Genomic DNA, 25,427 nt, shown 5'->3' with positions numbered 1-25,427 from the left:
CGCGGGCGTGCGTCACCGGGCTCCGGCGGACGGTGGACGCCGGTGTCCGGAGCAGACCGGGCGCTCATGCCCACCACCTCCGGGTCGTCGGCGGCATCCGACGCTGCCGCCGCGTCCACCGTGGCGTCGCGGTGCCGCCCGTCGCGCCCGGGAGGGTCCCTGGCCGGTTCCCTGGTCGGCGCTCCGTCCTCCGTCCGATCCCCCACCACGGCTGCCCGTGCCGGCTGGCGCGTGGCGAGCGATCACCCGCCACCGATGGCCAGGCCGGCGACGACCTCCCGCAGGTGCACGAGCGTCCGCTGCGTGGCCGTCAGCAGGGACCCCCCGCCCTCTGCCCGCCACGACCGGAGTGCGACGCGGAGCACGAGGATCCCCACACCGGCCTCCAGCAGGGCCGCCGGGTCGGGCGACGGCAGGCCGCGCGACCTCGCCAGACCCGCCGCCAGCGCACTCTCCATGTCCCGCTGGACCGTCAGCGTCCGCTGCATGAGCCGCGGGTGTCCGAGCACGATCTGGTCCCGCAGCGCGAGCACGTCCTGCTGCGACTCGAGGAAGGCCGCGAACTCGCCGAGGACGACCGGCAGGCGCTCCACGTCCGGCACCTGCGCGGCGGCTTCGAGCGCCCTGCCGAGCGCCGCGGTGAAGTCCTCCCGGTAGGCGAAGACGACCTCCTCCTTGGTCCCGAAGTGCCGGTAGAAGGTCGCGGGAGCCACACCGGCCTCGGCGCAGACGTCCTCCACCGTGACGTGGTCGAACCCCCTGGCGCGGAAGAGCTCCAGCGCCGCTTTCTCGATCCGGGCGCGCCGCTGCTCCCGGGAGCCGGCGACCGGACTGCTCGGCGGCATGCCGCCTCCCTCCCGTGTGCGCAGTGGGGCCGATCCCGGACGGAGTGTGTCACTCCAGCAGCCCGCGCCCTCACTGACGTGGGCGTTCCTCCCTGAGCAGTCGTCTGACCGATGCGCCGCGGCCCGCCTCTCGGGCACGCTCTCCCGTTGCCGTCGCCTCGACCGTGCCCCCGCAGGAGGAACCGGATGTCCACACCCGCCGGGACCACCAGTGACGGCGTCTTCCCGGACGGGTTCGACGACCTGGGACTGTCGCGCATCCCCGTCGGCGAGGTCACCCTGCGGGTCCGGCACGGCGGCTCGGGACCTCCACTGCTCCTCCTCCACGGCTATCCCGAGACCCACCTGGCCTGGGGGCTGGTGGCCGGCGAGCTCGCCCGGACCGCCACGGTCGTGGCCCCCGACCTGCGCGGGTACGGCGACAGCTCCAAGCCGGCCGCGGTGCCCGGTCACGAGAGCTACGGCAAGCGGGCCATGGCGGAGGACTGCATCGCCCTGATGGGCGGGCTCGGCTTCGACGCCTTCGACGTCGTCGGCCACGACCGAGGTGGGCGGGTGGCCTACCGGATGGCCCTGGACCACCCCGAGGTGGTCCGCCGGCTCACGGTGCTGGACGTCGTCCCGACCGGCGAGGTCTGGGCCCGCGCCGACGACCGTTTCGCCCTCGGCTACTGGCACTGGGCCTTCCTGGCCCAGCCGCACCCGATCCCCGAGCGGCTCATCGGACAGGATCCCGACTTCTTCCTGTTCGACGCCGAGTTCGGCGGTGCCATCCGGCGGTTCCCCCCGGTGGCGGTGGCCGACTACGTCCGCTGCGCCCGGGACCCGGCGGCCATCGAGGCCATGTGCGAGGACTACCGGGCCGGGGCCACCTGCGACCGTCGGGAGGACGACGAGGACCGTGCCGCCGGGCGACGGATCACCTGCCCCACGCAGGTGCTCTGGGCGGGCAGGGGTGCGCTCGAGGCGTGGTACGACACCCTCGCGATCTGGCGGGAGTGGGCCGACGACGTCACCGGGCGGGCGATCGACTGCGGTCACTTCATGGTCGAGGAGAGACCGCACGAGATGCTCGCCGCGATCCGGGAGTTCCACGTCGGCTCCCGGAGCCCGACCGCGCCGACCGGGTCCGGCTGACCCCTGACGGCCGACCACCGGGTCACCTGACCGATGCGGCCGCCCGGACGCCGGGGCAACGTCCCAGCCTGCGGCACGCCGTCCCCGATGCGCGAGAGCACGGGGGGCTGCCGCCTCACGTTCCACCGACCAGTCCCGGAGGAGATCACCATGACCGAGGCCACCAGCACGCACGGCTCGCGGCCGACCGTCGCACTCGTCCACGGCGCCTTCGCCGACAGCTCGGGCTGGAACGACGTCGTCGCCCAGCTCCTCGCCGACGGGGTGCGGGTGCGGGCCGTCTCGAACCCGTTGCGCGGCCTGGCCCACGACGCCGCCTACGTGGCCAGCGCCCTCTCGCAGATCGACGGACCGGTGCTCGCCGTCGGTCACTCCTACGGCGGGGCGGTTCTCACCAACGCCGCGCTGCGGGTGGGCAACGTCGTCGGACTGGTCTACGTGGCCGCGTTCGCGCCCGACGAGGGCGAGACCCTGCTGGACATCGAGGCCGACTCCAGGGACAGCGTCCTGACCACGGCCCTGCTCCAGTGGAGCTACCCGACCGGCGACTCCGGGACGGAGACCGAGTTCGCGATCGACCCGGACAGGTTCCACGACGCCTTCGCCGCCGACGTGTCGGAGGAGCAGGCCCGCGTGATGGCCGCGACCCAGCGGCCCATCTCGGCCCTGGGCTTCGGGGAGCCGACCTCGGCTCCGGCGTGGAAGAGCCTGCCGTCCTGGGCCGTCATCCCGACCGGTGACAAGGCGGCCGGCAGCGACGTCCTGCGGACCATGGCGCAGCGGGCCGGCGCCACCGTGGTGGAGGCGGAGGGCTCGCACGTGATCATGGTCTCGCAGCCGAAGGTCGTCACCGAGGTGGTCCAGCAGGCGCTCCAGGCGGTCTCGGCGTAGCCGTCGGGGGGCCCGGTCGGGCCGTCGGGACCGCGTCCCGGTCACGACGGCCCGAGCGCGCCCGGCGTCAACCGGAGGCGCCCTCCGCAGGGGCCATGCGCAGCAGCCGCACCCCGGTCATCTCCAGTCGCAGCCCCGCCGCGTCGGAGGCGCACCGGAGGACGACCTGCAGGCAGCTCGGGCACCGGACGACGAGCGCAGGCGCGTCGGCGTAGACCAGGTGCGCACCCAAGGGCGCCGGACGTCCGCAGTGCGCACAGGTCGAGACCGCCGTCGTCGGGTCCACCGCGAAGACCTCGCGCAGGACCCCGCCCGCCGCGTTGCCGTCCAGGCGACGATCACCCGTCTCCGGGACACCGGTCACGGGACACACCTCCGATCCGCTCCGGCCTGCTCGTCATCGATCCGTCCAGCCGGGGGCCCGGACGGCGTCCTCCTCGGGGACGACGTGCACAGCGCCCTCCTCCGCGGAGGCCGCCCCCGAGTCGATGCCCACGTCGAGGGCGTACAGCTCCGGTTCGACGTCCCCCCAGCGCTCGGCGGTCTCCACCAGCCTCCCCGCGCGGCGGCCGCCGACCTCGTCGTCGATGAGCTCCCCGTCGGTGTCGGAGGCGTCGCCGAGTCCGTCGCCCTCGACCTCCTGCTGCTCCGGGACCTCGCGGGCGAGGCGACCCGCCAGGCTCTCACCGGCCAGCTCCTCCCGTTCCGTGGTCCCCCAGTCCGTGACCGCCCACGGGCGCTCGGCCGGGGACCAGCCGGTGTCCAGCACGTCGGCCACGCCGTGGAGGTCCTCGAGGGTGTCCTGCGGCTCCAGGACGCCGGAGTCCTCCTCGGGATCGGTCCCGTCGGTGCCGAAGACGAACGGGTCCACCGCACACCTCCTCGACCCCGGGCCGGAGCAGGGACGAGCGCCCGCCAGAGGGCCGCTCACCCGTGTCCCGTCGGCGACCGTGGCAGCACCGACCCCGTCGACGCATCGGTCATCCGACTGGAGGTCGGCAGCTGCCCCTCGGGCCCGAGGGCCCTGGTGGACCGCGCCGCGAGTGAGAGACACTCTCACTGATCCGCAGACGACCGGACGAGGGACCCTCCACGACGGGGGGTTCGCATGCCGACACCGCCGGCGACGCGCGGGAGGGGTTCCGTTGCCAGACGCGCTCGCCTCCATCCACCTCGCCGACGCGGGCCTGGTCGGCCGGTCGGCGGAGACCTCCGTACTCGCCTCCTTCCTCGACCGGGCGCTGGGCACCGGTGCCGTGCTGCTGGTGACGGGGGAACCCGGCGTCGGCAAGACGGCCCTCCTGGAGACGGCCGCGCGGGACGCGGCGGCAGCCGGCGCCACGGTCGTGCAGGCCGCCGGGGTCGAGTTCGAGGCCGAGGTGGGCTTCGCGGGCCTCAACCAGCTCCTGCTGCCGCTCCTCGACGACCTCGAGACGCTCCCCGAGCCGCACCGGGAGGCACTGGTCGTGGCCCTCGGTCTGGGTGCGGGGCCGTTCCCCCACCGGCTGCTGGTCTCGGCCGCCGTCCTGTGTCTGCTCACGCGGGCGGCGGAGTCCCGGCCGGTGCTGGTCGTCGTCGACGACGTGCCGTGGCTGGACCGGCCGAGCACCCGGGTCCTCGGCTTCGTCGCCCGCCGCCTGGACCGCAGTCGGATCGGTGTGCTGGCCGCGGCGCGGACGGGCAGCGACTGCGTCCTCCTCCAGGCGGGCCTGCCACAGCTCGAGGTGCCCCCGCTGGACGACGACGCCGCCACGGAGCTGCTGCAGACCCGCTTCCCCGTGCTGGGCGCCCAGATCCGCGGACGTGTCCTGGCGGTGTCCGAGGGCAACCCGCTCGCCCTGCTGGAGCTGCCCGCGGTCATGACCGAGGCGCAGCGCACCGGGTCCGACCCCCTCCCGTCGGCGCTGCCGCTGAGCAGCCACCTGCAGAGGGTCTTCGCCCAGCAGCTCGCCGACCTGCCCGAGCGGACCCGGGGACTGCTGCTGCTGGCCGCCCTCGAGGGGACGGGAGACCTCCGGACGCTGCGTGCTGTGGCGGCCACCGACGGGTGGCTCGACGACCTGGCGCCGGCCGAGAGAGCGCGGCTGCTGCGCGTCGACCTCGCCGCGGGACGGGTGACCCTGCGGCACCCGCTCATCGGGTCGGCGGTGGTCGGCCTGGCGACCAGCGGTGAGCTCCGACGGGCCCACGGCGCCCTGGCCCACGTCCTGGTCGACCACCCGGAGGAGTGCGCCTGGCACCTCGCCGAGGCCGTCGTCGGTACCGACGCCCACGCCGCCGACCTCCTCGAGACCGCGGCGCACCGCGCGCGCCACAAGGGGGACGCGGTCCGTGCGGTCAACGCCCTCCTCCGGGCCGCGGACCTCACCCCGAGCGGTCCCGACCGGGCCCGTCGGCTGGCGGCCGCCGCGTTCGTGGGTGCCGACACGACCGGGGACCTGCGGAGCGTGCCCGAGTTGTTGTCCGCGGCGCGCACGGCCGATCCCCGGACGGCGGTGTCCCTCGAGGTCGCCGTGGCCGCCGCCCACCACCTGATCAACGGGGAGGGCGACGTCGAGACGGCGCACCGCATGCTCGTGCGGGCCGTCGAGTACGCGCTCGACCACGGATCGGCGGCGGCCGCGGTCGAGGACGCACTGCACAGCCTCATGCTGGTGTGCCACTTCGGCGGCCGGGACGAGCTCTGGCGACCCTTCGAGCGGGCGCTCACGGCCCTCGGACCGGACGTCCCGCCGGTGCTGTCGGTGTCGCGCACGGTGTTCGCCGACCCCGTCCGCGCGGCACCGGCGGCGCTGGAGGGGCTCGACGAGCTGATCGTCTCCGCGCACACCGGCGTCGATCCCACCCACGTGGTCCGCGTGGGCATGGCCGCCTTCTACGCGGATCGTCTCTCCAGCTGCCGGCAGGCGCTCCGGAGGGTCGTCAGGGACGGGAGGGAGGGCGGCGCGGCCGGCTCGGCCGTCAACGCCCTGATGCTGCTCTGCCACGAGGCGTTCGACGGCGGTCGCTGGCAGGAGGCCGGGCGCACGGCCGAGGAGGGCCGCGCCTGGGGTGAGGAGCTGGGCTACCGGCTGCTCACCCTGTGCGGCGTCTACTGCTCGGCCCTCCTGGCGGCCGCGCGGGGGGACGAGGGGACAGCCGAGGCTCTGGCCGACGAGCTCACCGCGTGGTCGGGGCCGAGGGCGCTCGGTCTCCTCGAGGACTTCGCCCGCCGCGTCCGCGGGCTGGCCGCGCTGGGACGAGGTGACTTCGAGGACGCCTACCGGGAGCTCAGCGCCGTCAGCCAGGCCGGTGGCTTCGCCCCCTACGCCCCTGTCGGCCTCGCCGTCGCCATGGACCTGGTGGAGGCGGCGATGCGGACGGGCCGTCGGCGCGAGGCCGCGGCGCACGTGGCGGCCATGGAGCGGTCCGCCATCTTCACCGGCCGTCCGAAGCTCGCCCTGGTGAGGGCCGGCTCGGCGGCTCTCGTGGCATCGGGTGAGGAGGCGTCCCGGTGCTTCGAGCGGGCCCTGGCCGTCCCCGGGGCCGAGCAGTACCCGTTCGAGCGCGCGCGGGTCCAGCTCGCCTACGGGGAGCACCTGCGCCGCAGTCGCGCGACCAACGCCTCCCGGGTACAGCTGAGCGCGGCACTGGAGACCTTCCAGGAGCTCGGAGCGCGACCGTGGGCCACGCGGGCGTCCAACGAGGTCCGGGCGACCGGGCTGACCCACCGCGGAGCCGTCGGCGACCGGGGCACCAGCGCACTGACCGCACAGGAGCACCAGATCGCCCTGCTGGCCGCCTCGGGCCTGTCGAACAAGCAGATCGGCAGCCGGCTGTACCTGTCGCCACGGACGGTCGGAGCCCACCTCTACCGGGTCTTCCCCAAGCTGGGCATCAGCTCCCGGGCCGCGCTGAGGGACGCCTTGAGCGGCACCGCGCGCGAGGCGGCCGCTGCGGGTGCAGCCGTGGTCCTTTGACTGATGCCTCCGCCCGCCGCGGCGGGGAGAGTCGGCACTGCCGGAGGGAACGTCCGGGAGGAGCCGCCATGTCAGTGGTCTCTCGAGGGTTCGGTCGCCGAGAGCAGCGCCGGGACGAGCGACTGCCCCCGGGCCAGTACGACACCGGCGCCGTCTTCCCCGTGCTGTCCGCCGGCCCGACCCCGCACACGCCGCTGAGCGAGTGGGACCTGACGCTCCAGGGCGAGGTGGACGGCCTGCGGCGCTGGACCTGGGAGGAGTTCCGGGACCTGCCGCGCGAGGCGGTCTCGGTCGACATCCACTGCGTCACCAAGTGGTCGAAGTTCGACACCCGCTGGGAGGGCGTCGCGGTCGACACGCTGCTGGCCGACGTCCGGACCGAGTCCGAGTACGCCCTCGCCTTCTGCGACGGCGGGTACACCACCAACCACCGGCTGTCCGACCTGACCGACGGCCGGGCGTGGGTGGTCGACACCTACGACGGGCAGCCGCTGGCACCCGAGCACGGCGGGCCGGTCCGGCTGCTGGTCCCCCACCTCTACTTCTGGAAGAGCGCCAAGTGGCTCCGCGGGTTCGCGTTGACCCGGTTCAACGAGCCGGGGTTCTGGGAGACGTTCGGCTACCACGATCGCGGGGACCCATGGCTCGAGCAGCGGTACAGCGGCGACTGAACTGGCTGCGCGCCACGGTCCTCGAGAACCGACCCGAGACCGCCCGCGTCCACCGGCTCCTCTTCGACGTCCCCGGCTGGCCGGGTCACCTCCCGGGCCAGCACATCGACCTGCGGCTGACCGCCGAGGACGGGTACACGGCCCAGCGCAGCTACTCGCTGGCCTCCGCTCCCGAGGACCCCCGGCTGCACCTGCTGGTCGAGCGCCTCGAGGGCGGTGAGGTCTCGCCGTACCTCACCGGCGAACTGCGCCCCGGTGACCTGCTGGAGCTGCGCGGCCCCATCGGCGGGTACTTCGTCTGGTCGTCCGCCGTGGACCGGGACGGGGGGAACGCCGAGGGTCGCCGCCCCGTCCAGCTCGTCGCGGGCGGTGCCGGCGTCGCCCCGTTCCTCGCCATGCTCGACCACCACCGGCGCACGGGCGGTTCCACGCCGGTGCGGCTGCTGTACTCGGCACGCACGGTCGACGACGTCCTCGCGCGCGACGCCCTGGGGCCGCAGGCGACGATCACGCTGACCCGGGAGGCGCCTCCCGACTGGAGGGGGCTGACCGGCAGGATCGACCGCCGCATGCTGGAGGCGCAGACCCTCGCGCCCACGACGCGGCCGCGGGTCTTCGTGTGCGGCCCCACGTCCTTCGTCGAGAGCACCGCCACGACGCTCGTCGACCTCGGTCACGACCCGTCGTGGATCAGGCTCGAGCGCTTCGGCGGGTCCAGCGATCCGTCCTAGCCGTCCCGGCGACACGGGCCCACGACAGCGCAGGCCAGCGCCGAGACGTGCCGGTCGGGGCCGCACCTGACGAGGGAGGAGTGGCTCACGTCCGTCAGGAGTCAGGTCCTGGCTGCCACAGCGGCGACGGCCACGGTCGTCGGCGTGGGCACGGGAACGACGCTCCCGGCGAGGGGGTGGCGAGGGTCGGCCAGCCCCTCGTCCTGCAGCGCGCCAGCAGCTCGGACCCGTCCGGGGACTTCGTGCCCCGCGGCGGCCTGGTCTCCGACTTCGCCGCTGCTGGCATGGTCTCCGCCGCGGTGGACTGTCACCACGGCAGCCTGCGCGCAGCGCAGCTGGAGTACGCGCCCTCGGGTGTCGCCAGCGGCCTGTGCGTGGGCCTGGCCCGGCACCGCGTACGAGGACCAGCCGCTCGGTCCGCAACCGTGCAGCGTCCCGGGGAGCACCGTGTGGATCGTCGACACCGCGGACTCGCCCGCGACCGCGATCGCGGGGTACTCCCCACTGGTCAACGGGTCGACGACGGACTTCACCCACCCGTTCGCGATGACCCACCCGGCCGACGCCTCCCCGACCGACGAGCCGGCCCCGCAGATCCACGTCAGCCGCCTGCGCTCCTGCGGCGACGCCGACACCGACGAGCGCGTGGTGCCCGACCGGCAGCTCTGGGGCACGGTCCTCGGCGTCCTGGACCAGGAGTAGGTCGCAGTGAGGTGCTCCGGGCCCGGTCCCGCGGGTCGCGAGGGACGGCGACCGGCCGGGAGCGGAGTTGGTGACGGCAGCGGTCCGGGTACCCCCGTCCTGTTCCGGCCCGCTGGACCGGAACAGGGGCTGACGAGCCCTGGCCCCTGACCCGCGCTCGACCGGGAGGGATCCCCGTGACCCAGCAGCTGACCAGCCTGACCCTGGACGACGCCCGCCGCATCGTCGCGGCCGGGGAGGCCCGCGCCCGGGAGATCGGGCAGCCGATGAACATCGCCGTGGTCGATGCGGGGGGCGACCTGATCCTGCACGTCCGGATGGACGGCGCCTGGCGCGGCAGCGTCGACATCGCCATCAACAAGGCCTTCACCGCCCGGGCGTTCGACATCGCCACCGCCGAGCTGGCCGAGCTGGCCACGCCGGGCGGGCCCTTCTACGGCATCCAGGCGTCCAACAACGGCAAGGTGATGGTCTTCGCCGGCGGCGCACCGGTGCGCGCGGACGGCGTCATCGTGGGCGCGGTCGGGGTGAGCGGCGGCACCGGTGAGCAGGACACCGCGGTGTGCGAGGCGGCCACCGCCGGCTTCTGACGTCCGCGGCACCCGCGGCGTCGCCGCGCGCCGGCACGGCGATCCCGGTGGAGGACGCCTACGCCGGCAGCCGGCTGGCGCGGCGCAGCGCGGCCAGCCCGTCCGGCGTCCCGGGCCAGTGCCGGTCGATCGCGGCCGCTCCGGCGCGGCGGACCACCGAGCGCAGCACGAGGGCGACCACGATCGCGTCGTCGGCGTGGCCGAGCACCGGCACGAAGTCGGGCACCAGGTCGACCGGCATCGCCAGGTAGCCCAGCAACAGCCACAGCCGCACCCGGACGCCGCGCGGCAGCGTGCCGTCGCCGGCCAGCCGGTGCACGAGCCGGAGCACGTCGGGGAGCAGCCGCAGCAGCTCCCGCAGGCGCAGGTCGTCGGGGCGGGTCGTCCACAGCACGGCCATCAGCACCAGCCAGCACAGCAGCAGGCCACCCAGCACCCCGACCAGCGTCCACGCCCAGTCCGGCATGGTGGTCACCTCCCTCGTCCCGTCCACCGGCGGGGACGGTGGCCCCTCGGAGGGTCCCGCTGGCCCCCCTGCAGGGTCCCGCCGCGAGCCTGCGAGCGGCGGGGCAAGGGGGTCCTCTCTCAGTCCAGTTCGACCGGGACCTCGCCGAAGGCGACGAGGCTGACCACCCAGTACCCGACGTAGAGCGCCAGGAGGGTGCCGCCGTGCCACCGCGTCAGCCGGCCGGTGGAGAGCTGGTACGCAGCCAGCGCGGTGAGGACGACGAGCGCGGGCAGGTGCCAGGTGAACACGTCCGGGCCGACGACGATGCCGCCGGCCAGGAGGGTGATGCCCAGCTTCCCGGTGACGGAGAAGACGACGCTGCCGATGACGTTGCCGACCCCGATCTCCGGCACGCCCCTGCGGAAGGGCTCCACGGTCAGGAAGACGTCCTCCATGGTGAGCACGGCGGTGGCGATCGTGGCGCCGAACACCGTGCCCTCGAGTCCGTAGGCCTCCAGGATCCCCTCGGTCCCGGTGCTCACCGTCGCCGCGCCCACGACGAGGCCGGCCAGCGCGACCACCGCCAGTCCGAGATGGGCCCAGCCGGGCAGGCCGCGCTCCTCGGTGCGAGGCGCGTCCTCGACGACCTGCTGCGTCCGCTCGGCGCCGGTCCGTGCTCCCGCCCCGACCGGCGGGTCCAGCCGCGCCGCCGTTCCCACCCCGCGTGCGGGGTGCGGATCGTCCTCGGCCTCGGCGACGGCGACCTCGTACACCTCCACGTCGCGGAAGACCGCGACGCTCCTGCGCAGCTCCCGGGCGGCGACGTAGGTGACGAACAGGACGAACAGCCCGAGGAGCAGCAGCCCGTCGGTCACCGTGAGCGGCCCGGTGAGCGTGAACGCGACCATCACGAGCGGTGCGACGGCGAACAGGACGAGGTAGTCGCGCGGGATGTCGACCCGGCTCGGCCGGAGGAGCGCGGCCACCGCGAGGACGACCCCGGTGAACGAGAGCGCCGTCCCGAACACGACGCCGAGCGCGACACCGCTGAGGTCCTCGAGGTTCAGCCCGACGCCGAGCGCGATGTCGTCGAACTCGACACCGGTGAAGACGACGGCCAGCAGGAACAGCGGGATCCGCAGACCGCTCGCCGCCCCGACGAGGTGGGTGATGAGCTTCTCCGCGCTGATCACCAGCAGGGTCGCCCCGGAGATGAAGACGAACGCCGAGGTCATGTCCTGGGGTCCTCCTCGCGACGAGCCGTGGGCTGGGGTGTCGACGGGCGGTCACCGGCGGCGCCCGGCAGCGGGGTGTCGCCGCGGGGTCAGCACCGCCTCGCGGGGCCACGCCCCGTCGTCGGCGGCGGCCACCGCCTCGGCCACGAGCCCGTGGTCGGGCGAGAGGTGGCACACCGGGTCGGTGCGGGCGGCGTCGCCGGTGAGCTGGAAGGCCTGGCAGCGGCAGCCGCCGAAGTCGAGCTCGCGGCGGTCGCAGCTGCGGCAGGGCTCCGGCATCCAGTCCGTCCCGCGGAAGCGCTGGAAGAGCGGTGACCGCTCCCAGATCCACCTCAGTGGGTGATCCCGCACGCTGGCCCGGGGAAGCGGGAGGGTGTGTGCGGTCGGGCACGGGAGGACGTCGCCGTCGGGCACCACGGTGAGCTGGCGCCGGCCCCAGCCGCCCATGCACGGTTTCGGGTACCGGCTGTGGTAGTCGGGCAGGACGTAGATGACCTCCATCCGCCCCTGCAGACGCTCGTGCGCTGCCCGCACCACCCCCTGGGCGCGCTCCAGCTGGGCCCTGCTCGGCAGCAGCCCCTCGCGGTTGCGCAGGGCCCACCCGTAGTACTGCGTGTGGGCCAGCTCGATCCGGTCGGCCCCCAGCTCCTCGGCCAGGTCGAGGACCCCGGCGACCCGGTCGACGTTGTGCCGGTGCAGGACGACGTTCAGCGTGAGGGGCCAGCCCAGCGCCTTCACCAGCCGGGCGGCGACCAGCTTGCGCTCGAACGACCGCGCCCCTGCGATGCGGTCGGACAGGGCGGCCTCGTCGGCCTGGAGGCTGATCTGCACGTGGTCGAGCCCCGCGGCCAGCAGCTCCTCCGCACGGCGCGGCGTCAGCCCGAGCGCACTGGTGATCAGGTTGGTGTACAGGCCCAGCTCAGCGGCGCACCGGACGATGTCGGCGAGGTCGCGGCGCAGGAGGGGTTCCCCGCCGGAGAGGTGCAGCTGCAGCACGCCCAGCTCCCTGGCCTCGGCCAGCACCCGGAGCCACTCCACCGTGGTCAGCTCGTCGGCGTACGCGCCGAGGTCGAGCGGGTTGGAGCAGTAGGAGCAGTGCAGCGGGCAGCCGTAGGTCAGCTCGGCCAGCAGGCCGAACGGCCGCTCCACGGCGCTATCCACGGCAGGCCCGTCCACGGCAGGCCTCCGCGTCCCCCATCTCGAGGCACCGCCGGGCGGCGAGGCGGTCGACGAAGCGGCGCACCTCGTCGTCGTCCACGTGCGCGTACCGCCCGCGCAGCTCGGCCACGATCTCGGCCACCGTCCGCTGCCCGTCGCACAGCTCCAGGACGGCCGCGCCCGTGCCGTTGAGGACGGTGACCGCCTCCGGGGTCAGCAGCACGTGCTGCCCGCGTGCCGGGTCGAACCTCAGCCTGACGTGGCGGGCCAGCCGGGGGCGGCCGGTGCCGTCAGCGGTCTGCACAGGCGCGGTCGATCGCATCGAGCATGCTCCAGAGGACGTCGCACTTGAAGGACAGGGCCGCCAGGGCGGCCGCCTGCTGGTCCGGCGTCCGGCAGTGCTCCGTCACCACCTCCAGGGCGTGTGCGGAGTCGCGGGGCGCCTGCGTCAGTCGGGCACGGAAGTAGGCGAGGCCCTGCGGGTCGATCCAGGTGTAGTGGCGCTCGAAGGCGGCCAGGCGCTCGGCCATCAGGTCCGGCGCGAACAGCTCGGTCAGCGAGGAGGCCACCGCCTCCACCCACGGCCGGGTGCGAGCGAAGGTGACGTAGGCGTCGACGGCGAACCGCACGCCCGGGACGACGTGCCGCTCGTCCTCCATCTCCCGCCTGGTCAGCCCCACCGCCTCGCCGAGGCACAGCCACGCCTCGATGCCGCCTGCCTCGGTGCCCCCCTCGCCGTCGACCGTGCCGTCGTGGTCGACGATGCGCCGCAGCCAGCGGCGGCGGACCTCCCGGTCCGGGCAGTTCGCGAGGATCGCGGCGTCCTTGCGGGGGATGTTCACCTGGTAGCAGAAGCGGTTGGCCACCCAGCAGCGGATCTGCCCGGGCGCCAGCTCGCCGGCGTTCATCCTGCGGTGGAAGGGGTGCTGGTCGTGGTAGCGCCGCGACTGCATGCGCAACGCGGCCACGAACCGGCCGGTCGCCGTGTCGGTGGTGTCGGTCCTGTCGATCAGCGTCATGAGGAGCCTCACACCTCCAGGTCCAGCCCGTCCACGGCGACCTCCAGGCCGTGCTCCTCGACCGCGCGCCGCTCGGGCGAGTCCTCGAGGAGGATCGGGTTGGTGTTGTTGACGTGGACGTAGATGCGCCGCGCGATGGGCAGCGGGGCGAGCTGCTCGAGGCTGCCGCCCGGACCGCTGATCGGCAGGTGCCCCATCTCGCGGGCCGTCCGGCCGCCCCGGCCGAGCCGGACCAGCTCGTCGTCGGACCAGCAGGTGCCGTCGACGAGCAGGCAGGCGCAGTCCTCGAGCTGGCCGCACACCGCCGGGGTCAGCTCCTGCAGCACCGGCAGGTGGACCAGCGCCCGGCCGCTGCGCTCGTCGGTGAGGCGGTAGCCGACGACCCGCCCCTCCCGGGAACCGGAGCCGAAGCGCGCGCGCTTGGTCGTGGGGACGTCGAAGGCCCGGTACGACAGCCCGTCGCCGAGCGGCACGTCCGCGCCCGGCACCACCGGCCGCCACTCGACCGGGCAGTAGGCCTCGAGCGTCCGGAGCAGCGCCGTCCCGTCGTACAGCGTGTCGCGGGTCGCCTCGGTGGCGTGCAGGACCAGGCCGCCCCCCTCGCGGAGCAGCAGCAGCCCGAGCGTGTGGTCCAGCTCCGCGTCGGTGAGCAGCACGGCCTGCAGCGGGACCGGCCGGCTCGCGTCGGGCTGCAGGTCGGGGCAGGACTCGAGCTGGACCCGGACGTCGGGTGAGGCGTTGAGCAGGGACCACCGCCGGCGGTCCGCGCTCACCGCGACGGACGACTGGGTGCGCGGGCGGGCCGGCCGGGATCCGTCGCGCACCGCGCGGCACGGCGGGCAGGCGCAGTTCCACTGCGGGAACCCGCCGCCCGCTGCCGAGCCCAGCACCCGCACCCACATGTCGATCGGTGGTCCTCCCTGCAGAGGGGAGACGGAGCCGCGCGGAGACGGAGAGGCGCCGGACCGCACCGCCCGACGCCTCTCCGCCCGGATCCGCCTAGTCCCAGTCCTCCTGGACGCCCATGTAGGCGGTCGCCTCAGCGGACACCCGGATCTCCTCGAAGGAGGGGGCCTCCCACTCCTCGGCGCAGTGCGGGGAGACGCAGAGCTCCTGGTCCATCACGGTCACCTCCCCCCAGCCGAGTCGATGTCCTCGGGCAGCGAGAAGACGAACATCGCCTGGCCGTGCGGGCCGCCCATCATCCCGGGCAGGAAGCCCTCGACCCAGGCGCCCCAGCCGACCGGGACGGCGATGTACTGCTTGCCCTCGACGCTGTAGGTGATCGGGCTGCTGTGGTGGCCGCTGCCGCAGTTGAACTGCCACAGGAACTCGCCGCTGCGGGCGTCGAGGGCCACGAACGTCCCGGACGGCGTGCCCGCGAACACGAGGTCGCCCGCCGTGGCCAGCACCGACGCGCACATCGGCAGGTCGTTGCGCCAGCGCCACACCTCCTCGCCGGAGGCGTTGAACGCCGACACCGACCCCGCCATGTCCTCGGCGTCCACGATCACGGCGGCGCCCCAGTAGGGGATGCCCTCCTTGAACTCCCTGCGCCGGCGGGCGACCCTCGCGCCGGTGTCCTGCACCGGGACGTAGAACAGCTCCGTCCGCGGGCTGTACGCCGCGTGGGTCCACTCCTTCGCCCCGGCCGGCCCGGGGTAGAAGTGCACCTCCTCGCCCTCCTTGTCGGGGTAGATCCGGGGCGTCACCTGTCCGTCGGGGGTGATCTCGCCCCAGGTGATCCGGTCGACGAAGGGGAAGATCCGCACCCGCTCGCCGGTGGTGCGGTCCAGGACGAAGCAGTACCCGTTCTTGTCGAAGTGGGCCAGCAGCTTGCGCCCGTCCTGCTCGAACAGGATGCACTCCATGTTGCTGTCGTAGTCCCACAGGTCGTGCGGGGTGCACTGGTAGTGCCAGCGGATCTCGCCGCTGTCGGCGTCCACCGCGATGACGCTGTCGGTGTAGAGGTTGTCGCCCGGACGGACCTCGCCGTCGAAGTCGGGCGCCGGGTTGCCGGTCCCCCAGTACAGGAGGTTGGTCTCCGGGTCGAAGGTGCCGGTGATCCAGCCGTTGGCACCGCCCCGCGCCCACGCCTCGCCCTCCTGCGGCCAGGTCTCCGAGCCGGGCTCGCCGGGCTTGGGGATCGTGTAGCACCGCCAGACCCGCTCCCCGGTCTCCATGTCGTAGGCGTCGAGGTGGCCACGCACGCCGAACTCCCCGCCGGAGCTGCCGACGACGACCCGGTCCTTCACCACCAGCGGGGCGACCGTGAGACTTTCCCCCGCGCGCACGTCGCCGCTGGTGACGTCCCAGAGGCACTCACCGGTGGTCGCGTCGAGCGCGAGCACGTGGGCGTTGAGGGTGCAGACGAACACCTTGCCGCGAGCGACGGCGACACCGCGGTTGACGTTGCCGCAGCACAGCGAGACGTCGAACGGGATCGCGTGCTTGTACTGCCACAGCAGCTGCCCGGTCTTGGCGTCGAGCGCCCAGACCCAGCCGTCCCACCCGGAGACGTACATGACGCCCTCGACGACGATCGGGCAGTTCTCGAAGGCGTAGGTCGACTGGCCCGCGTGCAGCCCGTGGGGCGAGAAGCTGAACACCCAGGCCGGGGTGATGCGGACGACGTTCTCGGTGTTGATCTGGTCGAGCGGGCTGTACCGCTGACCGTCGTAGGCGCCGTAGTAGGTGAGCCAGTTCTGCGGCTCCGAGCGGGCGTCGAGGATGCGTTCGTACGTGACGTCCTGGACCACCGGCGGCGCGGTCCCGACCGCGGTGGTCAGGGACCCGAAGTCGACGGCCGGCGGGGCCTCGCGGTACTCGATGTCGGTCCTGTCCTGGATGTCGGTCATTGACCCAGTCCTGTCTACGGTCGGGGCTGCTTCGGGCGGTCGAGCCGGGCGGACTCCGGGACGTCGCCCATGACGACGATCGCCCCGATCAGCCCCCGGCCCTCGTCGTTGCCGATGTTGGAGCTGAACCAGTAGTAACCAGGGCCGTCGAGGGTGACGGACATGGTCCCGCGCGAGTAGTTCGGCAACCACATCCACTTGCTGTCGCCGTTGCTCGGCACGAGCGCGCAGTGCGTGTTCTGGTCGTCGTTGACGAACTCGATGTCCAGGTGCCCGCCGTGGGGCAGGACGAGGACCGAGGGGTCCCAGATCAGCTGGTCGGGCACGATCCGGATCCGCGCGCGCATCCGGCCGTCGGCGCCCTCCTCGGCGCGCGCGATGTTGCCGGTGGCCAGCAGCCGGCCGATCGTCGCCTGGTTCTGCCCGTCCAACCCGAGCTCGTGCAGCGCCGCGGATCGCTCCGATGCGGTGGTCGTCATCGACCTTCCCTCCTGGTGCGGTGTGTCCTGTGAGAGCGGACTGATGGGGTGCCTGCCGTGCCCTCGACGGTCACGGCCAGGCCCCCGGACGACGTCCCGCCGTCCCCCGCGCGGTCGGCGCCTGGGTGGCCATGGCACCTCCTCCCTCTGGCTGCTGCGGGCCGCACGGCGATCAGGCGGCATCGGGTCTGAGCACGACCTTGGTGTAGCCGTCGGCGCGGCGGTCGACGGCCCGGTAGGCGTCCGGTGCCTGGTCGAGCGGCAGCTCGTGGGACACGACGAAGCTCGGCCTGGCCCGGCCGTCGGTGATCAGGTCGCGCAGCTGCCGGTCGTAGCGCCGGACGTCCGCCCGCCCGGCGCCCAGGCGCAGGCCCTTCTCGACCAGCGTGTGGATGGTGACGGGCAGCGTGCCGGGTCCGGCGTCCCCGGCGCCGCCGTCCGGTCCGCGGCGCACGCACGGGCTGAGGACGCCGAGCCCGCCGGTGGGCCGCACCGTGCGCACGAGCTGGTCCAGCACCGCCGCGGGCTCCCCGCCCTCACCGGTCTCGGCGGGGAACGGGAACCCGACGGCGTCCACGCCCGTGTCGGTGCCCTCACCTCCGGTCAGGTCCGCGATCTGCTGGGCCGGGTCGCCGGCGGAGGAGTCCACGGCGACGGCACCGATGTCCCGCGCCCTGGCGAGTCGCTCGGGTACGCGGTCGACGACGAAGACGCGGGACGCGCCGCACAGCAGCGCGGAGTACGCGGTCATCAGTCCCAGCGGCCCGGCGCCGTAGACCGCGACGGTCCCACCGGGCGAGAGGCCCGCGAGGCGGCAGCCGTGGTAGCCGGTGGGGAAGGCGTCGGAGAGCAGGACGTAGTCGGACTCGTGGTCGGTGCCGGCCGGCAGGGGCAGGCAGTTGGCGTCCGCGAAGGGCACCCGCAGGTACTCCGCCTGGCCGCCGGCACGCGGGGCCGGCGCGACGCCGTACGGGCTGCCCGCACGGCCGGCCGGGGCGACCGTGAGGCAGGAGCCGGTGGAGCCCGCCCGGCAGTTCCTGCAGAAGCCGCAGGCCACGGCGAAGGGCACCACGACGCGGTCGCCCTGCTCCAGGGCGGCGACGCCGGCGCCGACCTCCTCGACGACGCCGAGCGTCTCGTGGCCGACCACGGTGCCCGGCTCGGCGCCCGTCCGCCCTTCGTACACGTACAGGTCGGCGCCGCAGATGCACGTGGAGGTGATCCGCACGATCGCGTCGTTCGGCTGCTCGATCCGGGGGTCGGGGACCTCCTCGACCGCGACCTCGAAGGGCCTCCGGTAGACCACCGCCCGCATGGCCGCCCACCCCCCTCCGGCTGCCGTCTGCGTCCTGGAACCGCGCCGGGCCCGATAGCCTGCTGCTCCTCGACCGCGGCCCGAGCGTGGGACGCTTCCCCCCACAGCCCAAGGGGATCGGGATGAACGGCGCGATAGGCAGGACGAACGGCGCACCCCCGGTGACGAGCGGAGCTGCGCTCTCCGACGACGACCTGAGGCGGATCGCCACTGCCCGGGAGCGCTTCGCCGCCGGAGCGGACACCGTCCACGGGGTCCGCTCCGAGATCCTCGTGTCCTGGTACCGGTGCCGCGAGGAGTACGAGGTCGACCCCGAGCTGGAGCGGGCGCCGGCCGCGGCCGAGGGCAGCGCGCACTCGATGGGGCACGACGTGGTGTTCGCCGAGCTCGGGGGCTCGGCGGCCTGCGCCGCCGGTGAGGTCGACGGCCTCGACGGCCTGGTCACCGTGGCTGACTGCGACGGCCGCGTCCTCGCCTCCTGGGGCAGTCGGCGGATGCTCCGCCTCGCCGCGGACAGCAATCTCGCCGCCTGGTCGGTCTGGGCGGAGCGGACCAGCGGCACCAACGGCCTGGGGACCCCGCTGGAGAGCCAGCGCCCGGTCCTGGTCCGGGGCCCGGAGCACTGGTGCCGCAGCTTCGACCCGTGGACGTGTGCCGGCGTCGCGGTGCGCGACGTCGTCACGCACGAGCCGCTCGCCGTGCTCACCGTCTCCTGCTGGCGGACGCCGCCGCCCGATGCCGTGGTGCCGTGGCTGAGCGGGGTCGCCGCGGCCACCGAGGCCAAGCTGCGCCAGCGGGCGCGGCACACCGGCACCCTGCTGGCCGCCGCCGTGGCCGACGCCCGCCTGCCCTGCGCGACACCGCTGGCCGCCGTGGACACCGCCGGGAAGGTCGTGCTGGCCAACAGCGGGGCCGCCGTCCTGGTCGGCACGCCCGCGGACACCCCGGCGTACGCCCCGGCACAGCGGTGGACCCCGCAGGTGCCCGGGGTGCCCGAGCTGGTCCGCTGGGTCACCGAACGGGCCCGGCAGGACCCCGGCTGGCGGGGGTCGACGCGGGTCTACGTGCCCTTCCTGGGGACTGCCCTCCAGGTCGCCGTCCGTCCGGTGCTCGCCGGCACGCAGGTGATCGGCGCGCTGCTGGCCCTCGGCTCCGCCGACGGGTCCGACGTGGACGGACCCGAGGACGGGGGATCCGGCGCCGGGGCATGCCCGAGCGGTCCCGGCCCCACCCTCCCGCGTCCCCGCCACCCCCTGCCCAGCCGGGTCGTCGCCCTGCGGGAGGACCGCTGGGTGCTGCTCGACCCGCGCGAGATCCGGTTCGCCGAGGCCGACCACAACAACGTCTGGCTCGTCAGCGACCAGGGACGGCTCCTGGCCGCCGCCCGGGGTCTCGACCGCCTCGAACAGGACCTCACGGACAAGGGGTTCCTCCGGGTCCACCGCCGCTTCCTCGTCAACCTGGGCCGGGTGAGGGAGATCGAGCCGGGCTTCAAGGGGACGCTGTTCCTCGCCACCGACACCCGCGTCCACGAGACCGTCCCGGTCTCCCGCCGGCACGCGCCGTCCGTCCGCCAGGCCCTCGGGCTGTAGGCACGTCCCCCGGAGGATCGGGATGCGGAGTGGACCCGCCGCCGCACTGACGACGGCCCGCGACCTGCTGCGCTCCCACCCGCTGGTCGACGGCCACAACGACCTCGCGTGGAGGATCCGCGAGGGGTCCGGTCTCGACCTGCGCCGGCTGGACCTCGCGGCCCCGGTGGCGGGCACGCACACCGACCTCCCGCGGCTGCGGCGGGGTGGGGTCGGCGCCCAGTTCTGGTCGGTCTACGTGCCGGGTGCGCTGCAGGGCGAGGCGGCGGTCGCGACGACCCTCGAGCAGGTCGACCTCGTCCTCCGGATGATCGACCGGCACCCGGACGACCTGGAGCTGGCGCTGACCGCCGACGACGTCGAGAGCGCCTTCGCCCGCGGGCGGATCGCCTCGCTGCTGGGCGCCGAGGGCGGCCACTCCATCGCCGGTTCCCTGGGCGTCCTCCGCATGCTGCACCGGCTCGGCGTCCGCTACCTGACGCTGACGCACAACGTCAACGTCCCCTGGGCCGACTCGGCGACGGACGTCCCCGCCGCGGGCGGGCTCAGCGCGTTCGGCGAGGAGGTGGTCCGGGAGATGAACCGGCTCGGCATGCTGGTCGACCTGTCCCACGTGGCCGACAGCACCGCACGCGACGCGCTCCGGGTCACGGAGGCGCCGGTCGTCTGCTCGCACTCGGGTGCCCGCGCGGTGTGCGACCACCCGCGCAACGTCCCCGACGACCTCCTCCGCGGACTGGCCGCCAACGGCGGGGTGTGCATGGTGACGTTCGTGTCGGACTTCGTGTCGCCGGGGTGCCGTGCGTGGGCGCTCGGGCTGCGCGCCGAGATGGAGCACCGCGGGCTCGATCCGAGGGACGCCGGCGTGCGGGCCGCGGTGGCGGGCGAGTACCTCGCCGACCACCCCCGTCCGCGGGCGACGCTCGCCCAGGTCGCCGACCACGTCGAGCACGTGCGGCGGGTGGCCGGCGTCGACCACGTCGGCCTCGGCGGGGACTTCGACGGCGTGGAGGACCTGCCGGACGGGCTGGAGGACGTCTCCTGCTATCCCGCGCTGGTCGCCGAGCTCCTCGACCGGGGGTGGAGCCGGGACGAGTGCACCCGGCTGATTGGCGGCAACGTCCTGCGCGCGTTCCGCGAGGCCGAGGCCGTGGCGCGGTCCGCGTCCGCCCGGCGAGGTCCGTCCACGGCGCGCACCGACGACCTCGGCCGCGCCTGACCGACCGCTGCCACGACCACCGGGGTCAGGCGACCGTCCGCCCGGGAGCCGGCGGTCGCGGGCCGGCGCGCCGAGCACGTGGCTCGGCGAGGCGGGTGAGCACCGGACCGGCCACGGCGAGGACCAGCACGTAGCCGGTGGCCAGCGGCCCGAGCTCCGGCACCCCCGCGGTCACCGCCAGGCCGGCGATGACGACGGAGAACTCGCCGCGGGCCACCAGGGCCGTCCCGGCGCGCAGCCGGCCGGGCACGGCCACCGCGTCCCGCCGGGCGGCGAACCAGCCGGTGGCGACCTTGGTCCCGGCGGTCACGAGGGCCAGCAGCAGGACGGCGGGCAGCACGGGCAGCACCGCGCGGGGGTCGGTGGACAGCCCGAAGGCGACGAAGAAGATCGCCGCGAACAGGTCGCGCAGCGGCCCCAGGACCGCTCGCGCCCGGTCGGCGACCGCGGTGGGCAGCGCCAGCCCGACCAGGAACGCCCCCACCGCGGCCGACGCCCCCGCCGCCTGGGCGAGCCCGGCCACCAGCAGGGTCAGCCCCATCAGGCGCAGCAGCACCTGCTCGTCGTCGTCCGAGGCCAGGAGCCGGCCGAGCCGGTGGCCCTGCCGCTTCGCGGCCAGCAGCGCCAGCCCGACAGCACCCGCCGCCAGCGCGATGCCCGCCACGGCCGTCATCGGGCCACCACCGGCGAGCGCGACGACCAGCAGCGGGAGGAACAGCGCCATCGCCAGGTCCTCCAGGACCAGTACGGACAGCACCGCTGGGGTCTCCCGGTTGGCCAGCCTCCCGAGGTCGCCGAGCAGCCGGGCGACGATGCCCGACGAGGAGATCCAGGTGACCCCGGCCAGCGCCAGCGCACCCTGCCACGGCAGGCCGAGCAGCAGCCCCGCCACGAAGCCCGGCGGGGCGTTGAGCAGCAGGTCCACCAGTCCTGAGGAGCCGTGGTGCCGCAGCGAGGCGAACAGCTCGTCGGCGGTGAACTCCAGGCCGAGGGCGAGCAGCAGCAGGACCACGCCGACCTCCGCGGCCGCCTCGATGAACGGCTCCGAGGTCGTCAGCGGGGCGATGCCGCCCTCCCCCAGCGCGAGCGCGGACAGCAGGACGAACGGCACGGACGACAGGCCCAGCCGGCGGGCCAGCAGACCGATGAGGGACAGCCCGCAGAACAGCAGACCCAGTTCGAGCAGCAGCTGGGCGACGTGGTCCACCGGTGCCCCTACGCGGGCTCGTCCAGGTGCCGTTCCAGGTCCGCCAGCCCCCGCACCGACCCGATGGCGACGACGACGTCCCCCGGGTGCAGCAGGTCACCCGGCCCCGGGGACGGGACGACGTCGGCGTCCCGCACGATCGCCACGATGGAGCAGCCGGTCAGCGTGCGTGCCCGCGTGTCGCCCAGCGGACGGCCGGCGAAGCGCGAGCCCGCACGGATCCGGAACCGTCCCGACTCCAGCCCCGGGACCTCGCGGGACAGGTCCGCGAAGCGCTGCGTCAGCCGGGGAGCCCCGAGCACCTCCGCCACGGCGTCGACCTCGTCGGGCTCGAGCCGCAGCACGCCACGCGCCCGGTCGGGGTCGCGCCGGTCGTAGACGGCGATCTCGGCCGTGCCCTCCCGGTCGAGGACGATGGCGAGGACCTCGCCGGAGCGGGTCCGCAGCCGGTACCGGACACCGACGCCGGGCAGCATCGTCTCCTCGAGGTCCACAGCCGCATGGTGGCAGACGCCGGGCCCGCCCCGGCCGGTCCCGGGAGGCACGGGGTGACCGGCGCCGGCTGTGCGGACGCCGACCCGGTGGTCAGCCGGTCCGGCTGCCGAAGGTCGTGAGACGGAGCGTCTCCGGGAGCGCGTCCAGCGCGGCCAGCAGGTCCGCGGGCAGCGCCGCGCTGATGTCGGTGACCGCGTACCCGAGCTCGCCGCGGGTGGCCAGCACCTGGCCGTCCACGTTCAGCCCGTGCTCGCCGACCAGCGCGTTCACGTGCGCGAGGACGCCGGGCACGTTGCGGTGCAGCAGCGCGAACCGGGCTGCGGAGGAGCCGTGCAGGGCCACGGTGGGCAGGTTGACGCTCAACGTCGTCGTCCCGGAGCCGGTGTAGTCGACCAGTTTGCCGGCGACGAACCGCCCGATGTCGTGCTGGGCCTCCTGGGTGGAACCACCGACGTGCGGCGTGAGGATGACGTTGGGCAGTCCGCGCAGCACGGAGGTGAACGCGTCGCCCTGCTCGCGGGGCTCGTCGGGGAACACGTCGACCGCGGCGCCGGCGATGTGGCCGCTGAGGATGTGCTCGCGCAGTGCCTCGTGGTCGACGACGAACCCGCGGGACAGGTTGAGGAACAGGCTGCGCCGACGCATCCGGGCGAACTGCTCGGCGCCGAACAGCCCGGCGTTCCCGGCCCGGCCGTCGACGTGCAGCGTCACGGTCTCCGCGCGCTCGAGCAGCTCCTCCAGGCTGCTGCAGGCCTCCGCGTTGCCCAGCGCGAGCTTGTCCTCGAGGTCGTAGAACAGCACCCGCATGCCCAGCGCCTCGGCGAGCACGGACAGCTGGCTGCCGATGTTGCCGTAGCCGACGATGCCCAGGGTGCGCCCGCGGATCTCGTGGCTGCCGGCCGCCGACTTGTCCCAGGTGCCGGCGTGCAGCGCGCGGTCCCGGTCGACCAGCCGCCGGGCCATGATGATGATCTCCGCGATGGCCATCTCCACCACGCTGCGGGTGTTGGAGTACGGCGCGTTGAACACCGCGACCCCGGCGGCCGCGGCCGCGGCGAGGTCGATCTGGTTGGTGCCGATGCAGAAGGCCCCCACCGCCGCCAGGCCCGGACGGCGGCGCAGGACCTCCGCGGTCACCTGGGTCTTCGACCGGATGCCCAGCAGGTCGACGCCGTCGAGCGCGGCGGCCAGGTCGGCCTCGTCCAGCGCCCCCCGCAGCGACTCGACCTCGTAGCCGGCCGAGCCGAGCAGGTCGGCCGCCACCGGGTCGATGTTCTCCAGCAGCAGGGCTCTGGGCACGTCGTGCGACCTCCTCCACCGCGGGACCGCCGGTGGACCGCGTCGGGGACGAGTATCCCGTCGCGGGCGGTGGGGGGTGACGACCGGGTGGGCGATGGTCAGCCGGGATCCGGCCCCGGGCCGCCGCGGGCGACGCCGAGGTGGGAGGTCACCGCCTCGCGCAGCGAGACGGCGTCGACGGCGACGGTCACGATCGTCGCGCCCTCGGCGGCGTACCCGGCGGCCTGCGCACCGTTGTAGGCGTGCACGCCGACGGGCACGCCTGCGGCGCCGGCCCGGGCGACGATCGAGGACAGCACGGCGCGCAGTTCCTCCCGGTGGTCGTCGCCGGTCAGCCCCAGCGACAGGGAGAGGTCGCCCGGTCCGACGTAGACGCCGTCCAGCCCCTCGACGGCGAGGACGGCGTCGAGGTCGTCCAGCGCGGTCGCGGCCTCCACCATCACGACCACCAGGGGCTGGTCCGCCCCGCCGGAGAGCCGTCCGATCGACCGACCACCGGCCGGGGCGTACCGGCAGGCGGCGACGACCTCCCGGGCGTGGTCGGCGTCGCGCACGTTGGGCACGAGAACACCGCGGGCTCCCAGGTCCAGCGGACGTCCGACATCGGCGAAGGCCGGGCTGCGGGTCCGGACGAGCGGCACCGAGCCCGCCGCGGTGATCGCCGCCGCGACGCCCGGCAGCTCGGCCTCCGCTCCGGCGCCGTGCTGCAGGTCGACGACGACGAAGTCGGCTCCGGTGCGCGCCAGCACCTCGCCGGTCACCGCGCCGGGCAGTGTGTTCCACAGACCGTGGCACGGCTGCCCGTCCGACCACCGCCGCCGCAGGTCGACCTCGCTGACCGCCATCCCGGCACCCCTCCTCCGGTCCCCGACTCCGGCGGCGTCGTGGGCCGGCGCCTCGGAGTTCCGCCGGGACGATCCTGCTCCCGGGTCCGGGCGCGCGCGAACGGGGCTGCCGGACCCGGATCGTGGGTACGGACCTGCCATGGACCCCGCCGCGACCCCGCCCGCGCCCTCTGGCCATACCCCGGGAGGCGGGGTGCTCGTGGGCAGCGACGGCGCCCGTCGCCGGCTCGTCGTCTTCGAGGACCCCCAGTGCCCCTACTGCCGGCAGTTCGAGGAGGCGTCGGGGGACCTGTTGCGCCGCGAGGTCGCTGCCGGTGCGGTCGCGGTCGAGTACCGGATGCGGTGCTTCCTGGGCCCGGAGTCGGTGCGCGCCGACAACGCGCTGGCCCTCGCCGCGGAGGCGGGTCGGTTCGACCAGCTGCGCCGCGAGGTGTTCGCGAGCCAACCACCCGAGCACAGCGGCGGCTTCACCGCCGAGGACCTGCTGGTCCTGGGTAGGCGCGTGGGCCTGGACGACCCGGCATACCAGACCGGGGTCAGGGACGGGCGGTACGAGGCCTGGGTGGTCGAGGTGGACCGGGCGTTCCAGGAGCAGGATCCGCAGGGCACGCCCGCGGCCCTCCTCGACGGGCGACCGGTCGACTCCTCCGCGTTGTACGACGCCCGAGCGCTGGGGGACGTGCTGCGCGGCTGACCACACCCGTTCCGGACGGGCGCACGCCCCCGGCCGGA

At 74.5% G+C, this 25,427-nt stretch carries 27 protein-coding genes; 10 read left to right on the top strand and 17 right to left on the bottom strand.

Annotation, left to right across the window (positions count from 1 at the left end; genetic code table 11):
- Positions 1–242 precede the first annotated feature (242 nt).
- Complete coding sequence (locus tag ACWIX7_RS24830) at positions 243–845, bottom strand: TetR/AcrR family transcriptional regulator (RefSeq protein WP_448619066.1); 603 nt, start codon at positions 843–845, stop codon at positions 243–245.
- Positions 846–1,031: 186 nt separating this feature from the next.
- On the opposite strand from ACWIX7_RS24830, the gene ACWIX7_RS24825 reads away from it, so the two are divergent.
- Positions 1,032–1,982, top strand: a complete 951-nt coding sequence (locus tag ACWIX7_RS24825) for an alpha/beta fold hydrolase (protein ID WP_448619065.1) — start codon at positions 1,032–1,034, stop codon at positions 1,980–1,982.
- A 150-nt stretch (positions 1,983–2,132) separates the two neighbouring features.
- On the top strand, positions 2,133–2,873 hold the full coding sequence (locus ACWIX7_RS24820) for an alpha/beta fold hydrolase (RefSeq protein ID WP_448619064.1): 741 nt from the start codon (positions 2,133–2,135) through the stop codon (positions 2,871–2,873).
- A 67-nt stretch (positions 2,874–2,940) separates the two neighbouring features.
- Here the strand turns inward: ACWIX7_RS24820 and ACWIX7_RS24815 are convergent, their stop codons facing one another.
- Together ACWIX7_RS24815 and ACWIX7_RS24810 are read right to left on the bottom strand one after the other, a co-directional pair.
- Positions 2,941–3,237, bottom strand: a complete 297-nt coding sequence (locus ACWIX7_RS24815) for a DUF6510 family protein (RefSeq protein WP_448619063.1) — start codon at positions 3,235–3,237, stop codon at positions 2,941–2,943.
- 33 nt (positions 3,238–3,270) lie between these two features.
- Positions 3,271–3,744 carry a DUF5709 domain-containing protein gene (locus ACWIX7_RS24810; protein WP_448619062.1) on the bottom strand — a complete coding sequence of 158 codons (474 nt, stop codon included), beginning with the start codon at positions 3,742–3,744 and terminating at the stop codon, positions 3,271–3,273.
- A 274-nt stretch (positions 3,745–4,018) separates the two neighbouring features.
- On the opposite strand from ACWIX7_RS24810, the gene ACWIX7_RS24805 reads away from it, so the two are divergent.
- The 5 genes from ACWIX7_RS24805 (at position 4,019) to ACWIX7_RS24785 (ending at position 9,526) form a co-directional block, all read left to right on the top strand.
- Positions 4,019–6,832: an AAA family ATPase gene (locus ACWIX7_RS24805; RefSeq protein ID WP_448619061.1), complete on the top strand. Its 2,814-nt coding sequence runs from the start codon at positions 4,019–4,021 to the stop codon at positions 6,830–6,832.
- 68 nt (positions 6,833–6,900) lie between these two features.
- Positions 6,901–7,503: a molybdopterin-dependent oxidoreductase gene (locus ACWIX7_RS24800; protein ID WP_448619060.1), complete on the top strand. Its 603-nt coding sequence runs from the start codon at positions 6,901–6,903 to the stop codon at positions 7,501–7,503.
- Complete coding sequence (locus tag ACWIX7_RS24795) at positions 7,473–8,234, top strand: ferredoxin reductase (RefSeq protein WP_448619059.1); 762 nt, start codon at positions 7,473–7,475, stop codon at positions 8,232–8,234. The genes ACWIX7_RS24800 and ACWIX7_RS24795 overlap by 31 nt, the downstream gene beginning before the upstream one ends.
- Positions 8,235–8,681: 447 nt before the next feature.
- Positions 8,682–8,936 (top strand): hypothetical protein, encoded by a 255-nt coding sequence (locus ACWIX7_RS24790; protein ID WP_448619058.1) that lies wholly within the window; start codon positions 8,682–8,684, stop codon positions 8,934–8,936.
- A 176-nt stretch (positions 8,937–9,112) separates the two neighbouring features.
- The gene (locus ACWIX7_RS24785; protein ID WP_448619057.1) at positions 9,113–9,526 is read left to right on the top strand and encodes a GlcG/HbpS family heme-binding protein; all 414 of its coding nucleotides are present in this window, start codon (positions 9,113–9,115) and stop codon (positions 9,524–9,526) included.
- Between the two features lie 58 nt (positions 9,527–9,584).
- Here the strand turns inward: ACWIX7_RS24785 and ACWIX7_RS24780 are convergent, their stop codons facing one another.
- The 10 genes from ACWIX7_RS24780 to ACWIX7_RS24735 all read right to left on the bottom strand — a co-directional run bounded on the left by ACWIX7_RS24780 (position 9,585) and on the right by ACWIX7_RS24735 (position 18,038).
- Positions 9,585–10,019 carry a YkvA family protein gene (locus ACWIX7_RS24780; RefSeq protein ID WP_448619056.1) on the bottom strand — a complete coding sequence of 145 codons (435 nt, stop codon included), beginning with the start codon at positions 10,017–10,019 and terminating at the stop codon, positions 9,585–9,587.
- A gap of 92 nt (positions 10,020–10,111) precedes the next feature.
- Entirely contained in the window at positions 10,112–11,209 is a 1,098-nt protein-coding gene (locus tag ACWIX7_RS24775; RefSeq protein ID WP_448619055.1) for a sodium:calcium antiporter, read from the bottom strand.
- Between the two features lie 51 nt (positions 11,210–11,260).
- Positions 11,261–12,370, bottom strand: coding sequence for a pyrroloquinoline quinone biosynthesis protein PqqE (gene pqqE / locus ACWIX7_RS24770; RefSeq protein WP_448619054.1), 1,110 nt, complete (start codon positions 12,368–12,370; stop codon positions 11,261–11,263).
- A complete protein-coding gene (pqqD, locus tag ACWIX7_RS24765; protein WP_448619053.1) occupies positions 12,363–12,671 on the bottom strand; it encodes a pyrroloquinoline quinone biosynthesis peptide chaperone PqqD in 309 nt (102 codons plus the stop codon). The genes pqqE and pqqD overlap by 8 nt, the downstream gene beginning before the upstream one ends.
- Complete coding sequence (pqqC, locus tag ACWIX7_RS24760; protein ID WP_448619052.1) at positions 12,658–13,386, bottom strand: pyrroloquinoline-quinone synthase PqqC; 729 nt, start codon at positions 13,384–13,386, stop codon at positions 12,658–12,660. The genes pqqD and pqqC overlap by 14 nt, the downstream gene beginning before the upstream one ends.
- An 8-nt stretch (positions 13,387–13,394) precedes the next feature.
- A complete protein-coding gene (pqqB, locus tag ACWIX7_RS24755; RefSeq protein ID WP_448619051.1) occupies positions 13,395–14,288 on the bottom strand; it encodes a pyrroloquinoline quinone biosynthesis protein PqqB in 894 nt (297 codons plus the stop codon).
- A gap of 97 nt (positions 14,289–14,385) precedes the next feature.
- Complete coding sequence (gene pqqA / locus ACWIX7_RS24750) at positions 14,386–14,508, bottom strand: pyrroloquinoline quinone precursor peptide PqqA (protein ID WP_448619050.1); 123 nt, start codon at positions 14,506–14,508, stop codon at positions 14,386–14,388.
- 5 nt (positions 14,509–14,513) lie between these two features.
- Complete coding sequence (locus tag ACWIX7_RS24745) at positions 14,514–16,244, bottom strand: PQQ-dependent dehydrogenase, methanol/ethanol family (RefSeq protein WP_448619049.1); 1,731 nt, start codon at positions 16,242–16,244, stop codon at positions 14,514–14,516.
- Between the two features lie 14 nt (positions 16,245–16,258).
- Positions 16,259–16,723 carry an MSMEG_3727 family PQQ-associated protein gene (locus ACWIX7_RS24740; protein ID WP_448619048.1) on the bottom strand — a complete coding sequence of 155 codons (465 nt, stop codon included), beginning with the start codon at positions 16,721–16,723 and terminating at the stop codon, positions 16,259–16,261.
- Positions 16,724–16,895: 172 nt separating this feature from the next.
- Positions 16,896–18,038, bottom strand: a complete 1,143-nt coding sequence (locus ACWIX7_RS24735; protein ID WP_448619047.1) for a glutathione-independent formaldehyde dehydrogenase — start codon at positions 18,036–18,038, stop codon at positions 16,896–16,898.
- A gap of 161 nt (positions 18,039–18,199) precedes the next feature.
- On the opposite strand from ACWIX7_RS24735, the gene ACWIX7_RS24730 reads away from it, so the two are divergent.
- Positions 18,200–19,630 (top strand): LytTR family transcriptional regulator DNA-binding domain-containing protein, encoded by a 1,431-nt coding sequence (locus tag ACWIX7_RS24730; RefSeq protein WP_448619046.1) that lies wholly within the window; start codon positions 18,200–18,202, stop codon positions 19,628–19,630.
- 22 nt (positions 19,631–19,652) lie between these two features.
- Positions 19,653–20,849, top strand: a complete 1,197-nt coding sequence (locus ACWIX7_RS24725; protein WP_448619045.1) for a dipeptidase — start codon at positions 19,653–19,655, stop codon at positions 20,847–20,849.
- Positions 20,850–20,874: 25 nt separating this feature from the next.
- Here ACWIX7_RS24725 and ACWIX7_RS24720 read toward each other — a convergent pair whose 3' ends face one another.
- The 4 genes from ACWIX7_RS24720 to ACWIX7_RS24705 form a co-directional block, all read right to left on the bottom strand.
- Complete coding sequence (locus tag ACWIX7_RS24720; protein ID WP_448619044.1) at positions 20,875–22,056, bottom strand: cation:proton antiporter; 1,182 nt, start codon at positions 22,054–22,056, stop codon at positions 20,875–20,877.
- A gap of 8 nt (positions 22,057–22,064) precedes the next feature.
- Entirely contained in the window at positions 22,065–22,550 is a 486-nt protein-coding gene (locus tag ACWIX7_RS24715; RefSeq protein ID WP_448619043.1) for a cation:proton antiporter regulatory subunit, read from the bottom strand.
- Positions 22,551–22,641: 91 nt separating this feature from the next.
- The gene (gene serA / locus ACWIX7_RS24710) at positions 22,642–23,850 is read right to left on the bottom strand and encodes a phosphoglycerate dehydrogenase (RefSeq protein WP_448619042.1); all 1,209 of its coding nucleotides are present in this window, start codon (positions 23,848–23,850) and stop codon (positions 22,642–22,644) included.
- A gap of 98 nt (positions 23,851–23,948) precedes the next feature.
- Positions 23,949–24,695 (bottom strand): HpcH/HpaI aldolase family protein, encoded by a 747-nt coding sequence (locus ACWIX7_RS24705; protein WP_448619041.1) that lies wholly within the window; start codon positions 24,693–24,695, stop codon positions 23,949–23,951.
- A 193-nt stretch (positions 24,696–24,888) separates the two neighbouring features.
- Between ACWIX7_RS24705 and ACWIX7_RS24700 the strand changes: the two genes are divergently transcribed.
- Positions 24,889–25,389, top strand: coding sequence for a DsbA family protein (locus tag ACWIX7_RS24700; RefSeq protein ID WP_448619040.1), 501 nt, complete (start codon positions 24,889–24,891; stop codon positions 25,387–25,389).
- Positions 25,390–25,427 lie beyond the last annotated feature (38 nt).

It is taken from the genome of Geodermatophilus sp. URMC 65 (assembly GCF_053502545.1).
This window is presented reverse-complemented; position numbering and strand designations above follow the sequence as displayed.